14 protein-coding genes are annotated in these 12,395 nt (G+C 70.9%); 9 read left to right on the top strand and 5 right to left on the bottom strand.

Features of this window, described 5'->3' with window-relative positions; translation table 11 throughout:
• Nucleotides 1–6: 6 nt before the first annotated feature.
• Complete coding sequence (rsmI, locus tag E1294_RS35075; RefSeq protein ID WP_181958605.1) at nucleotides 7–885, bottom strand: 16S rRNA (cytidine(1402)-2'-O)-methyltransferase; 879 nt, start codon at nucleotides 883–885, stop codon at nucleotides 7–9.
• A 50-nt stretch (nucleotides 886–935) separates the two neighbouring features.
• Here rsmI and E1294_RS35070 point away from each other — a divergent pair, with 50 nt between their 5' ends.
• From E1294_RS35070 to E1294_RS35060, 3 genes are all read left to right on the top strand, one after another.
• The gene (locus E1294_RS35070) at nucleotides 936–2,573 is read left to right on the top strand and encodes a dolichyl-phosphate-mannose--protein mannosyltransferase (protein ID WP_132515271.1); all 1,638 of its coding nucleotides are present in this window, start codon (nucleotides 936–938) and stop codon (nucleotides 2,571–2,573) included.
• A 113-nt stretch (nucleotides 2,574–2,686) separates the two neighbouring features.
• Complete coding sequence (locus E1294_RS35065; protein WP_165977631.1) at nucleotides 2,687–3,889, top strand: hypothetical protein; 1,203 nt, start codon at nucleotides 2,687–2,689, stop codon at nucleotides 3,887–3,889.
• A gap of 89 nt (nucleotides 3,890–3,978) precedes the next feature.
• Nucleotides 3,979–4,911, top strand: coding sequence for a DUF5996 family protein (locus tag E1294_RS35060; RefSeq protein ID WP_132515270.1), 933 nt, complete (start codon nucleotides 3,979–3,981; stop codon nucleotides 4,909–4,911).
• Nucleotides 4,912–5,238: 327 nt separating this feature from the next.
• On the opposite strand, the gene E1294_RS35055 is transcribed toward E1294_RS35060, so the two are convergent.
• On the bottom strand, nucleotides 5,239–6,492 hold the full coding sequence (locus tag E1294_RS35055; RefSeq protein WP_132515269.1) for an RNA polymerase sigma factor: 1,254 nt from the start codon (nucleotides 6,490–6,492) through the stop codon (nucleotides 5,239–5,241).
• Nucleotides 6,493–6,903, bottom strand: a complete 411-nt coding sequence (locus E1294_RS35050) for a YciI family protein (RefSeq protein ID WP_246083506.1) — start codon at nucleotides 6,901–6,903, stop codon at nucleotides 6,493–6,495. It abuts the gene before it with no gap.
• A gap of 170 nt (nucleotides 6,904–7,073) precedes the next feature.
• On the opposite strand from E1294_RS35050, the gene E1294_RS35045 reads away from it, so the two are divergent.
• From E1294_RS35045 to E1294_RS35035, 3 genes are all read left to right on the top strand, one after another.
• On the top strand, nucleotides 7,074–7,874 hold the full coding sequence (locus E1294_RS35045; protein WP_132515267.1) for an alpha/beta fold hydrolase: 801 nt from the start codon (nucleotides 7,074–7,076) through the stop codon (nucleotides 7,872–7,874).
• Nucleotides 7,875–8,524: 650 nt separating this feature from the next.
• A complete protein-coding gene (locus E1294_RS35040) occupies nucleotides 8,525–9,070 on the top strand; it encodes a TetR/AcrR family transcriptional regulator (protein WP_132515266.1) in 546 nt (181 codons plus the stop codon).
• Nucleotides 9,054–9,476, top strand: a complete 423-nt coding sequence (locus tag E1294_RS35035; protein ID WP_220448100.1) for a DUF5360 family protein — start codon at nucleotides 9,054–9,056, stop codon at nucleotides 9,474–9,476. The genes E1294_RS35040 and E1294_RS35035 overlap by 17 nt, the downstream gene beginning before the upstream one ends.
• Here E1294_RS35035 and E1294_RS35030 read toward each other — a convergent pair.
• Nucleotides 9,418–9,906: a VOC family protein gene (locus tag E1294_RS35030; protein ID WP_132515265.1), complete on the bottom strand. Its 489-nt coding sequence runs from the start codon at nucleotides 9,904–9,906 to the stop codon at nucleotides 9,418–9,420. The genes E1294_RS35035 and E1294_RS35030 overlap by 59 nt on opposite strands.
• A gap of 86 nt (nucleotides 9,907–9,992) precedes the next feature.
• Between E1294_RS35030 and E1294_RS35025 the strand changes: the two genes are divergently transcribed.
• Nucleotides 9,993–10,952: a helix-turn-helix transcriptional regulator gene (locus tag E1294_RS35025; protein ID WP_132515264.1), complete on the top strand. Its 960-nt coding sequence runs from the start codon at nucleotides 9,993–9,995 to the stop codon at nucleotides 10,950–10,952.
• On the opposite strand, the gene E1294_RS35020 is transcribed toward E1294_RS35025, so the two are convergent.
• Nucleotides 10,933–11,181, bottom strand: coding sequence for a winged helix-turn-helix domain-containing protein (locus E1294_RS35020; protein WP_281284562.1), 249 nt, complete (start codon nucleotides 11,179–11,181; stop codon nucleotides 10,933–10,935). The genes E1294_RS35025 and E1294_RS35020 overlap by 20 nt on opposite strands.
• Nucleotides 11,182–11,271: 90 nt before the next feature.
• Between E1294_RS35020 and E1294_RS35015 the strand changes: the two genes are divergently transcribed.
• Nucleotides 11,272–11,619, top strand: a complete 348-nt coding sequence (locus E1294_RS35015) for a methyltransferase domain-containing protein (RefSeq protein WP_132515262.1) — start codon at nucleotides 11,272–11,274, stop codon at nucleotides 11,617–11,619.
• 217 nt (nucleotides 11,620–11,836) lie between these two features.
• The coding region (locus E1294_RS35010; protein ID WP_132515261.1) for an MFS transporter at nucleotides 11,837–12,395 on the top strand (559 nt) is incomplete at its 3' end.

The raw sequence follows: 12,395 nt of genomic DNA, 5'->3' as shown, positions 1-12,395 counted from the left end.
CGCACCTTATGGTGTCGCTGATCTCCTGTGCACCAGATCGTAAAGCTCGCGCTTGGGGATCCCCGCCCCCTTGGCCACCTCGGCGACGGCCAGCTTGCGCTGCGTCCCCTCGGCGACCATCCGGTCGACCTGCGCGACGAGCGCGTCCATGTCGTGCTCTTCCGCCCCCGCGACATGACCGGCGACCACGACCGTGATCTCGCCCTTGACGCCGCCCTCCGCCCAGGCGGCCAGCTCGCCGAGGCCGCCCCGGCGCACCTCCTCGTAGGTCTTGGTCAGCTCGCGGCAGACCGCCGCCCCGCGGCCGGGCCCGAACGCCTCCGCCATGGCCGTGAGGGAGCTCGCCAGCCGGTGGGGCGCCTCGAAGAAGACCATCGTGCGTTCCTCGTCCGCCAGCGCGGCCAGGCGGCGGGCGCGCTCGCCCGGCTTGCGCGGCGGGAAACCCTCGAAGCAGAAGCGGTCGCTCGGCAGCCCCGACACGGCCAGGGCGGTGGTGACGGCGCTGGGGCCCGGCAGCGCGGTGACCGTGACGCCCGCCTCGACCGCGAGCCTCGTCAGGCGGTAGCCCGGATCCGACACGCCCGGCATCCCGGCGTCGGTGATCACGACGACCGTGCGGCCCTCTCGCAACACCTCGACGAGTTCCCGGGCCCGGCCCGCTTCGTTCTGGTCGTAGTAGGACACGATCCGGCCGGTGATCTCCGCCCCCAGCTCCGTGGCGAGCCTGCGCAGCCGGCGGGTGTCCTCGGCGGCCACCACGTCGGCGTCTTCGAGCGCCTGGCGCAGGCGGGGCGAGACGTCGCCTGCCTGGCCTATGGGGGCTCCTGCCAGCACCAGCCTGCCGCCGTCTCCTGTCACCTGACCATTGTGGCAGGGTATCCCCATTAGACGGTGTTTCTGCATGGCTTTCCGCTGGGGGCCCGTACGATGGCCGAATGGCGGTGACCGATTCCCCGTACCAGGCCTTTGACGACTCGGAGGCCGGCGACGGCCAGCACGAGGCCGCCCGGTCCGTACGCGATCGGGTGCTCCCTCCCATGCGCGGAAGCGTGTTGTGGGGATGGGTCGGCCCGCTGCTGATCACCGTCTTCGGAGGGATCCTCCGTTTCCTTCAGCTCGGCCATCCTAAGGCCGTGGTGTTCGACGAGACGTACTACATGAAGGACGGCTACTCGCTGATCACCTGGGGTGTCGAGCGGGTCGCGGTCAAGGACGCCGACAAGGCGATCATCGCCGGCGACACCGGCGGCATCTGGCAGTCGTGCACGGCCGAGACCCTCGACAAGTGCGCCTCCTACGTCGTGCACCCGCCGCTGGGCAAGTGGATGATCGGCGCGGGCGAGTGGTTGTTCGGACTCAACCCGTTCGGCTGGCGCTTCGCCGCCGCGGTGATCGGCACCCTGTCGATCCTGGTCCTGGCCCGGGTGGCGCGGCGGATGACCCGCTCGACGCTGCTCGGCTGCTTCGCCGGCCTGCTGCTGGCCCTCGACGGCCTGCACTTCGTGCTCTCCCGCACGGCGCTGCTCGACATCTTCCTGATGTTCTGGGTGCTGGCCGCGTTCGCCTGCCTGGTGGCCGACCGCGACCAGGCGCGGGAACGGCTGGTCACCTGGTACGAGAGCTCGCCCCTGTCGCCGCAGGGGCCGTCGCTGGGCATCCGGTGGTGGCGGATCGCCGCCGGCGTGTGCCTGGCCTTCGCGATGTCGGTCAAATGGTCGGGCCTGGCGTTCGCGGTGGCGTTCGCGATCATGTCGCTGATGTGGGACTTCGGGGCACGCAGGGCCGTGGGGCTGCGCAGCCCCTACATGGGGGCGCTCAACAAGGACGTGCCGCAGGGCGCCCTGGCCTTCACGGCGGTGCCGTTCGTGGCGTACATGGCCACCTGGACGGGCTGGTTCGTCACCGCCACCGGCTACGGCCGCAACTGGGGCCAGGCCACCTCGGCCGGGCCGCTCTACTTCGTCTTCGACTCGATGCGGTCGTGGGTCCAGTACCAATGGCAGGTCTTCACCTTCCACAGCGGGCTGGAGACCTCCCACCCCTACATGTCCGAGCCGTGGCAGTGGCCACTGCTGCTGCGTCCCGTGGCCTTCTACTACGAGGCCAAGAAGAACGCCTGCGGCGTCAAGGACTGCTCGGAGGCCGTGCTGGGGGTGGGCACGCCGGTGATCTGGTTCGGCGCGGTGGCCGCGCTGGTGGCCCTCATCGCGTGGTACGTCTCCTCACGCGACTGGCGGGCCGGCGCCGTGCTGCTGGCCTACGCCATGGGCTGGCTGCCGTGGTTCTACTTCGCCATCGCCGGCAACCGCACCATGTTCCTCTTCTACGCCATCCCGATGGTGCCGTTCATGGTGCTGGCCATCACGCTGTGCGCGGGGCTGCTCATCGGGCCGGCCAAGACGAGGGCCGACGGCTCCATGCCCGTACGGCGTACCATAGGCGCCGCCGCCGTCGGGGCCTTCGCCCTGCTCGCGCTGATCAACTTCTGGTGGCTGCACCCGGTCCTGTCGGGCGAGCTCATCCCGTACACCGAGTGGAAGGCACGCATGTTGTTCGAGAAACGGTGGATATGATCACGTTTCCGTCGGCTCAATAGTGGTTTTTTAGGGCAGTCGCAGTGCAAGACCCGATACGCACCGCTTTCCGACATCGTCAGGTCCGGGGTCGATACGGCAAACTTCGAGGCATGAGTGCACCGGATGTCACCGCCCTTCTCGCCGAGTTGGAGCGCTCTCAGCCGGACCTTGCCGAAGAGGCCAGGATCGCCGTCGAATGGTTGACGGGTGGGGAGCCGCTGGAGACGGTAACCCAGCTCGACGTCTGCGAGTTTCTCTGGTACACCCTGCCGATCAAGGTAGGGCCGCTCAAGCCCGGAGGCGACCACGAGCGCCTGGCACGTTCGCTCGGACAACTGCTGCGGCTCGGTGGGCTGGAGCGGTACGCCGACCTGTGCACGTCCCCCACGACGATCAAGATTCTGCGCACGTACGCCCGCGAGGGCGAGGACTCCGGCGCGAGCGCCTACCAGCAGGCGCTCGAGGCCACGGGCGTGCTCCCGCCCGACGTGCCCGAACTCCAGTGGAGCATGATCATGGGCCCGGAGGAGCTGGGCGCCCACCTGGCCTGCTCCGCCGCGCTGGAGCTGGCCATCGTCGCCCGCGCGAGCGTCGACCGCACCGCGCTCACCCGCCGCTGGCTCACCGAGCCACGGGCCGAGCTGGGCGGCGACAGTTGGCTCAACCGGGTGCACGGCGAGCGGCTCAACCGCTGGGTGCTGGGCCGCGGCCCGGCCAGACGTGAGCTGGCCCAGCCGTTCGAGGTGCGCCTGCACGCGCCCGTGACCCCGCAACCCCTGCCCGCCCTGCACCGCCTGCTCTCCCTGGCCGCCACGTCGGAAGGCAGCCTGCCGCTGCGGCTGGCCCCGTCACCGGAGGCGCTCAGGCTGCGCGAGCTCGCCGAACGCGAGCTGGGCGCGATCAGCCGCGAGGGCGCCAAACTGATCATCACCGAGCGCGGCAAGCGGCTGCTCAAGTCACCGAAGACCATGTGGTCGGCGGTCACCAAGCTGCTGCTGGCCAGGGGCGAGCACGAGTTCGAGGTGTCGGCCCGCGAGGCCGCGCTCATGCTGCTCGCCGACGGCACCCTGATGTCGCCCACCGAGCTGCGCGAGCGGGTGGCGGAGGTCGTCGGCGGCGAGGGCTGGCATCCCGCGACGAGCCTGGAGGATGTCTCCGCGCCCGTGACCGACCTGGTCGCCCAGCTCACGGCACTGGAGCTGGCGTACAGCGATGAGCTGGCGGTGCGGATGCGCCGTCCCGGCCAGCTGGCCGCGCTGGCGGCGCTGCGGGCTCACGCGCTGCGCCCCAGGAAATACGTCAGCTCCGCATGACCGCCGGAGGCTCCGCCCATGACCCCGGAGAACCGTTCGAACACCCCCGGTAGTTACGATGGCGGGGAAGCACCAGAAGGGGGGCCGTCATGGAGCTGTTTCCTGCCATGCCGCTCGCCGAGTGGACGGAGGCCAAAGAGACCTTCCACAGGTTCGCGCAGATCGTGGGCAAGATCCGGCTGGCTTCGAGCAACCGGCGCAATCACTGGTGGCAGGTTCCCTTCCACCCGACCGGGCGAGGGCTCACCACGCGGCCCATGGGCGGCCTGGGCGAGCAGCCGCTGTTCTGCATCGACTTCGACCTCGTCCGTCACCGCCTGGTGATCGACCTGCTCGACGGACGCAGCGCGGAGTTCGGCCTGATCGGGCGGTCGGTGGCGTCGTTCCACGACCGGCTGTTCGACACCCTGGCCGGGCTGGGCATCCGGCCCGAGATCTGGGCGGTGCCGTTCGACATGGGGGACGACACGCCGTTCCCCGAGGACTCCCTGCACGCCCGCTACGACCCCGTGCTGATCAACCGCTACTGGCGGGTCCTGTCGCAGGTGGTGCAGCTCCTCGACCGTTTCGCCGCCGGCTTCGCCGGCAAGACGAGCCCGGTGCACCACTTCTGGCACACGTTCGACGTCGCCGTCACCCGGTTCACCGGGCGGGTGGTCCGGGTTTCGCCCGACGCCGACCCGGTGACCCGCGAGGCCTACAGCTGGGAGGTCATCAGCTCGGGCTTCTGGTTCGGCGACAAAGAACGTCCATGGCCGGCGTTCTACTCCTACACCGCGCCCGAGCCCGATGGGCTGGAGCGCGAGCCGCTGCGGCCCGCGCAGGCCGAATGGTCGCCGGCCAGGGGCAGCCACCTGGCCGTGCTCCGCTACGACGACGTGCGGGGCATGGAAGACCCGGTGACGGCGGTGCTGGAGTTCCTCGACAGCGCCTACCTGGCGGGCGCCAAGCTGACCCGGCTCGACACCGAGGCCCTGGCCTCCCCGGGCGGCGTCACCGATCCCTATTACGGGAGGGCATGAAACGCGCGAAGCGCCCGCCCTCCGGAGAGGGCGGGCGCCCCACGAGTGCGCACCGGTGTGCAGGTCGCCTCTCGGCGAAAGGCACAACGCGGCTCCAGCCGAACGGTAGTCCGCGAAGGCAATAGGTGAGGCCCGGGGACACTGATCACACCGGCCACGCATCATACAACCCCGGCAGGCGGCCGGACATTCCCGGCGGGCGATTTTTCCGGCGGCTCAGGAACGGACGGCGGCCTGCGGGGACGCCGTCGGACTGCTGACGGAGACGTCCCGCATCAGCAGGATGGCGGTGAGCGCGCGGGCCGGCGATGACGTCGAGCCGCTCCGTCACGCGGGCGAGCCGGGCTCGAGCCGGGCGGCCCTGGCGCGCAGGTAGCGCTCCTGGGGCCGGCTCATGGCGCGACCGGCCGCCTCCTCGTACGCCTCGTGGGCGGCCGCGTGGTCGCCGGACATCTCCAGCAGGTGCGCGCGGACCGCGTACGGCCGGTGGTCACCGGCCAGCCGGTCGTCGTGCTGGAGGCGTTCGAGCAGGTCGAGGCCCGCCTGCGGGCCGCGGGCCATGGCCACGGCGACGGCGTGGTTGAGCGCCACTATGGGGTTGCCGGACAACTCCAGCAGCCGCTCGTACAGGGCCACGATCTGCGGCCAGTCGGTCTCCTCCGCGGTGCGCGCCTCGTCGTGCAGTGCCGCGATCGCCGCCTGGAGCTGGTAAGGGCCGGGCGTGCGGTGGGAGAGCGCGGCGGTGACGAGGGCGATGCCCTCCTCGATGGCGGCAGCGTCCCACAGGCCGCGGTCCTGCTCGGCCATCGGGATGAGCGCGCCGTCGGGGCCCGTGCGCGCAGGTCGCCGCGCGTCGGTGAGCAGCATGAGCGCGAGGAGCCCGGCCACCTCGGCATCGTCGGGCAGCAGGCGGTGGACCACGCGGGCGAGCCTGATCGCCTCCGCCGCCAGCTCCGCGCGCTGCAGGTGGGGCCCTGAGGAGCTGGAGTAGCCCTCGTTGAAGATCAGGTAGAGCACGTGCAGCACCGCGCCGAGGCGCACGGCCCGCTCGCCCGCCCCGGGCAGCCGGAACGGCACCCCGCTCCGCTTGACCTGGTCCTTCGCCCTGGTGATGCGGCGCGTCATGGTGCCCTCCGACACCATGAAGGCACGGGCGATCTCCTGCGTGGTGAGGCCGCCCACCGCGCGGAGCGTGAGCGCGATCTGCGAGGCGGGCGCGAGCGACGGGTGGCAGCACATGAACAGCAGGACCAGCGTGTCGTCCGCCGCCGGGGCGGGCTGGTCGGCGGCGGGCGACAACCACTCCTCCGGCAGCGTCCACGAGGCGAGGGTGTCCTCGCGGCGCCGGCGCGCCTGCTCGCTGCGGAGCAGGTCGGTCAGCCGCCGCGACGCCACGGTGATCAGCCAGGCCCGCGGGTTGTCCGGCACGCCCTCGTCCGGCCACTGCAGCGCGGCCGCGAGCAGCGCCTCCTGTACGGCGTCCTCGGCGGTGGCGAAGTGCCCGTACCGCCGGACGAGCGCGCCGAGAACCTGCGGCGCCAGCTCACGCAGCAGGTCCTCGGTCTCCGGCTCGCCCGTCACTCAGAATCCCATGTCAGCCGCGGAGTCGATGATGGGCCTGACGTCGGCGTAGGCGTCGTCGTAGGCACCGCCGGGGTAGGGGCACTGCCCCAGTTTGGCGGCGATCTCGGTGGCCCGGTCGAAGCTCTCGCAGTCGACGATCCAGTAGCCGGCGAGCACCTCCTGGGTCTCCGCGTACGGCCCGTCGGTCACGACCGGCCGACCGTCCTTCGACTCCAGCCTCCTGGTGTGCACGGGCGCCGCCAGGCCCCGGGTCTCGACGAGCTCTCCCGACCCCTCCAGCTCCCTGTTGAACTCGGTCATGAACGTGACCATCGCCTCCACGGCTTCCGGGGCCCACGCGGCCTCGTCTCCGGAGTCCTTGCCCGACAGCACGTCGTAGTCACGCTGCGAACCGTACGAAAGGATCATGTATTTCATCGTGGTGGGTCCTTCCTCCGTTGCCTCTCACCAGGGACGTCGGAGCCGAGGCCGCGTACCGGACACGTTCCGGAAAAGATTCACACGAGCACGCCGCCGTCGTCCACGGTCATGACCGCTCCGATGACGTACGAGCCCGCGCGTAGGGCACCATTGAAGGCGTGCCATACGCGAACGCCACCGGCGTCAAGCTGTCCTACCAGGTCCGCGGCGCCGGGCCGCCCCTCGTGCTGGTGCAGGGCCAGGCCAACGACCACCGCTGGTGGGACCCGGTGCGGGCCGACTTCGAGTCCGCGTACACGACGGTCACCTTCGACTACCGGGGCACCGGCGACAGTGACAAGCGCGACGAGCCGTACACGACTCGCGGGTTCGCCTCCGACGTGCTGGCCGTGCTCGACGAGCTGGACGTGGAGCGGGCGCACGTCTACGGCACGTCGATGGGCGGGCGGGTGGCCCAGTGGCTGGCGGCCGACCATCCGGAGCGGGTCGGGGCGCTGGTGCTCGGGTGCAGCTCGCCGGGCGGCGCCCACGGATTCGAGCGGGACAATGACGTCCGCAGGTCGCTGACCCAGCCGGACCGGGCGGCGGCCGAACGGGCGCTCCTGGAGCTCATGTACACACCCGCCTGGCTGGCCACGCACCCCGGCCCGCATCGCACCGTCGGCGACCCGCGCATGCCGGCGTACGCGCGGCGTCGCCACCTGGCCGCCAGCGCCGGGCACGACAGCTGGGATGCGCTTCCCGCCATCACCGCCCCCACGCTGATCGTGCACGGCACCGACGACGTGTTCAACCCGGCGGCCAACGCGCCACTGCTGGCAGGCCGCATCCCGAATGCGCGGCTGTGGATGGTGGAGGGGGCACGGCACGCGTACTTCGAGGAGTTCCGCGAGGTCGCGAGCCCGCTTGTGCTTGAGTTCCTGGCCGGATCGGCCCGCGCGGTCCAGCCCGCGGCCTGAGTACGGCGGGGATGGCTCCCAACCTGCGGAGGTGGGCAGATTCCGGCTCGGGCCGTCAGGGGCTCCCAGCCATATCCGTTGTGCACCGGGCGTGATGGTGATCCCGAACGCGGATTGATGGGGACGTCCTGCGCCGTCCCAGATGTGGATCGCCTTCTCGATGGCATCCCACAAGCGTTGTGGGCCGTTCTGGCGGACAACCCATCCCATGCCGCTTGCTGAGATCCATGCCCATGACTGCGAGACGTGGTCGGTGAGCAGGTGCTCGGCGCGCCCGTCATCGGCGAAGACCAGCGAGTGCTGGGCGTTGGGGGCGGCGAGCTGGGCCACCCACGTGGAGGTCCAATCTCCCCAGATGTCGTTGGGGTCGAGGCTTGCCGGACGGAGTGACCCGACCCTGCCTGGCAGGCCGGCGTCCGGCAGTGGGGCGCGGTGAGGGCGGGCCATCATGAACGACACATGGCCGGGCAGGAACTTGCCATGCGCGGTGCCGGGACCGTCATCTGTCACTTTGGCCAGGCAGAATCCGTGCTGCCAGCCCGACAAGGCTGCCAGGATGATCACGCCCGTGCGGCTCTGCCGCAGCCATGCTCGGGGGATATGGCGATCTGGAGTTCGTTAATATACCGGCCAGCCGGTATATTAACGGCATGCCCAGACCGAGTTCCAAGGAGCGGTTGCTCGACGCCGCCGCCGAGGTGTTGTTGTCAGAGGGGGCCGAGTCGCTCACCCTGGAGGCGGTCGCCCGGCGCGCCGGGGTGTCGAAAGGCGGCCTTTTCTACCACTTCCCCACCAAGCAGGCGCTGGTCGCCGCGATGGTCGAACGGCTGACCGACGCCTTCGACGCCGCGCTCGCCCAGGCCGGCAGCAGGCCGGGCGACTTCCTGCGGGCCTACGTCGAGGCCACCATCCCCGAGCGGCACACCTCCGCCCCGGCCGACCGGGTCACCGCCGCGCTGCTGGCCGCGGTGCTGGTCGACCCGGCAGGGCTGGAGCCGCTGCGCGAGCGGTTCGCGACCTGGCAGGCGCGGCTGGCCGACGACGGCATCGACCCGGCCGCCGCGACCGCCGTGCGCCTGGCCGTGGACGGCTGGTGGGCGGTGCGGCTGCTCGGGCTCGGCGAGCCGGGGCCCGAGTTGCACGAGCCCACCCGGCGTCATCTCATGGAGGTGATCGACCGTGCTGCGCACGACTAAGGTGCTGATGCTGGTCACGGACTTAGGGTTCGTGGCCTACTTCACGATCGTCGGGCTCGGCCTGATCCCGCCCGAGTGGGCGTTCGCCGGCTACGCCGATCCCGTGATGGCCGACTGGAACTGGTCGTTCCTGTGGATCGATCTGCTGGCCGGCGCCACCGGGCTGACCAGCCTGCGGTTGCTCATGAGCGGGCGGGGGGAGCGGCTCATGCTGGTGTCGCTGGTGCTGACCATGGCCTCGGGGCTGATGGCGATCTCCTTCTGGACCCTGCGCGGCGACTTCTCCCTGGCCTGGTGGATCCCGAACCTCTATCTCATGCTCTTCCCGGTGCCGGCGATCATCGGTCTCACCGGTCTCTGTCAGGGAAGAAGTCCGCACTCTGGACGTACTCCATCGCTTTCGTGAACTCCGGGTCGGCCAGGCGGCGCTCCAGCTCCTCCTCCGAGACGTCCTCGATGTGGGTATGGATCCAGTAGAGGTTGCCGAACGGGTCACGCACCCGCCCCGCCCGGTCGCCGAAGAACAGATGGGTCACTTCGGTGACCGACGTCCCACCCGCCTCGACGGCCCGGCGGTGGACGGCGTCGGCGTCGGGGACGTACAGGCGCAGGAAGGCGGGTGTGGGCGGCCAGTCAGGCCTGGCGTCGAACATCATCACCACCGCGTCGCCGATGCGGACCTCCGCGTGCCCGATGCGCCCCTCGGCATCGGTCATGCGGCCCAGCTCGACGGCGTCGAAAGCGGCCTTCAGCCAGTCGATCAGGCCGGCCGTGTCGTGGCCGATGATCCACGGCGTGACGCTGGTGTAGCCCTCGGGAATCGCGCTGACGGTCATGTTTCCTCCTGGTTCGAGTAGGTGCTGACCACGCTAAACGTCCAGTAGGTCAGGACTGGTCCTACATGTCGGGCATGCTGAAATTCATGAGCGACTCCCGCCTCCTGACCCTGCTGTCCCTGCTCCAGACCCCACGCGAGTGGCCGGGCGGCGAGCTGGCCGAGCGGCTCGGCGTCAGCCGCCGCACGGTTCGGCGCGACGTCGAACGCCTGCGAGCCCTCGGCTATCCGGTCGAGGCCAGCATGGGCGCCGACGGCGGATACCGGCTGGTCGCGGGCACGGCGATGCCGCCCCTGCTGCTGGACGACGAGGAGGCGGTGGCCATCACCGTCGGCCTGTCCACCGCCGCCCGGCATCCGGTGCAGGGCATCGAGGAGGCGTCGGTACGCGCCCTGGCCAAGCTCGAACAGGTGCTGCCGGCCCGCCTGCGCCATCGCGTCGGTGCGCTCGGCGCCGCCACCGTGCCGATGCCCGTGCCCGGCGCGCCCGAGGTCGATCCGGAGCTGCTCGCCGCCCTGTCGATGGCCGTGACGGGGAGGGAACGCGTGCGCTTCGTGTACCGGACGAACGACGGCAGGACGGGCGGGCGGCTGGTCGACCCGCACCGGCTGGTCGCGGCCGGGCGGCGATGGTACCTGCTCGGGCACGACCACGACCGCGACGACTGGCGGATCTTCCGCATCGACCGCATCGCCGGTCTGCTGCGGACGGGCGCCAGGGTCACGCCGCGCGAGCCGCCGGCCGACGCCGCCGCCTACGTGGCGGACAGGCTCTACTCCTCCGCCCCCACGTACGAGGCCGTCGTCACGCTGCACGGCCCCGGCACGGAGGTCGGCACGGAGGTCGTCACGGAGGTCGTCAGGGCGCTCGGCGAGGTCGTACGCCAAGACGAGCGGACCTGCCGGCTGCGCATGCACGCCGACACCCTGGACTGGCTCGCCTTCCGGCTGCTCTCGCTGGGCTGCGAGTTCGAGGTGCACGAGCCGGCCGAGCTGACCACGCGCCTGCGGGAGCTGGCCGCCCGCCTCACCCGGGCCGCCGGCTGACCCCGCGGGCGAGCCGCGGAGCCCTGCGCCGGCCAGCTCTCCCGGTCGGCGAGAAACTGCCCCGTTGTGGCAGGGTCAGCACCCAGCCTTCCTCACGCAACAGGGCGACGGCCTGACGGGCCGTGTCACGCGCCACCCCATGGTCTCGAACCATCTCTGATTCGGACGGAATCCGGTCGCGGGGGCCCAGCTCACCATTTTTGATCTGCTTCCTGATGATCACCGCCACCTGCTGTGAAATCGGTGTCGGGTCAAACTTGTCCCCACCCACGTGAGCAACGTTAGGCACGTAGGCGACGCCCACACTCTCGCGGCGCACATGTACGCGTTCGACAACCTGCTGGAGATCGGCACAGGCACCGGCTATTCCACGGCGCCCATGTGCCAGCGACTCGGCCCTGAGCTGATCACCTCCATCGAGATAGACTCCGACGTGGCCGAACGCGCCGCCGCGGCACTGCACGGGCTCGGGTACGAACCAGAGTTGATCATCGGGGACGGACTCCACGGCCATCCGGGCGGCGCACCCTACGACCGGATCATCGCCACGCGTGCCGTACCGCCGGCGCACGTCTGGGTCGGCGCCGTTCAGGAAACGGTTGGACGGGCCGCCCGCCGGATTGCTAAGTTGCCGCGTATGTCCAGCCCCGAGGCGTCAAGACGCTAGCCACCGGTCGTCCGGTGGCTGCTTCACGCTGTCGCCTCGCCCGGCCCCGCTGAGGCCGGGATCTTCGCTGTACCGCGACCGCTCGCCACTCGGGTCACCGCACTGCGGGCTGTTTCCCACCTGAGCCGTGCGCCGCCCTCGCGTGCCGCCATCAGGTTCCCCCTCCCTCGGCGGGCCGACGTCCGGCCTGCCCGATCGTGGTCGCGGAGTTCTTCTCATGCCATTCGCCGTTTACCTGCTCGCGCTGGCGGTCTTCGCCCAGGGCACATCCGAGTTCATGTTGTCCGGTCTGGTGCCGGGCATCGCGCGAGATCTGCACGTATCCGTCCCCGCCGCGGGGCTGCTGACGTCGGCCTTCGCCGTGGGAATGGTGGTCGGCGCGCCGCTGATGGCGATCCTGAGCCTGCGCTGGCCCCGCCGGCGCGCGCTGCTGGCCTTCCTGCTCACGTTCCTGCTGGCCCACGTGGCCGGCGCGGTCACGCCCGGCTACGAGGTCCTGCTGGCCAGCCGCGTCGTGGCGGCGCTGGCCAACGCCGGTTTCCTGGCCGTGGCCATGGCGACCGCGATCGGCCTGGCCCCGCCGGACGCCAAGGGCCGCGCCACCTCCGTCCTGCTCGGCGGCATCACGCTCGCGTGCGTCGCGGGCGTGCCCGGAGGCGCCCTGCTGGGCGAGGTGTGGGGGTGGCGATCGGCGTTCTGGGCGGTGGCCGCCGCCCTGCTTCCGGCCATCGTCGCGGTCGCACGATCAGTCCCCGCAGTCTCCACCGTCCCCGCAG

The organism is Nonomuraea diastatica (assembly GCF_004349015.1).
Taxonomy (GTDB): domain Bacteria; phylum Actinomycetota; class Actinomycetes; order Streptosporangiales; family Streptosporangiaceae; genus Nonomuraea; species Nonomuraea diastatica.
This window is presented reverse-complemented; position numbering and strand designations above follow the sequence as displayed.

Coding starts and splice junctions, on each gene's coding strand:
- rsmI (WP_181958605.1), bottom strand. CDS start 885: ATGGGGATACCCTGCCACAATGGTCAGGTGACAGGAGACGGCGGCAGG.
- E1294_RS35070 (WP_132515271.1), top strand. CDS start 936: ATGGCGGTGACCGATTCCCCGTACCAGGCCTTTGACGACTCGGAGGCC.
- E1294_RS35065 (WP_165977631.1), top strand. CDS start 2,687: ATGAGTGCACCGGATGTCACCGCCCTTCTCGCCGAGTTGGAGCGCTCT.
- E1294_RS35060 (WP_132515270.1), top strand. CDS start 3,979: ATGGAGCTGTTTCCTGCCATGCCGCTCGCCGAGTGGACGGAGGCCAAA.
- E1294_RS35050 (WP_246083506.1), bottom strand. CDS start 6,903: ATGATCCTTTCGTACGGTTCGCAGCGTGACTACGACGTGCTGTCGGGC.
- E1294_RS35040 (WP_132515266.1), top strand. CDS start 8,525: ATGCCCAGACCGAGTTCCAAGGAGCGGTTGCTCGACGCCGCCGCCGAG.
- E1294_RS35030 (WP_132515265.1), bottom strand. CDS start 9,906: ATGACCGTCAGCGCGATTCCCGAGGGCTACACCAGCGTCACGCCGTGG.
- E1294_RS35025 (WP_132515264.1), top strand. CDS start 9,993: ATGAGCGACTCCCGCCTCCTGACCCTGCTGTCCCTGCTCCAGACCCCA.
- E1294_RS35015 (WP_132515262.1), top strand. CDS start 11,272: ATGTACGCGTTCGACAACCTGCTGGAGATCGGCACAGGCACCGGCTAT.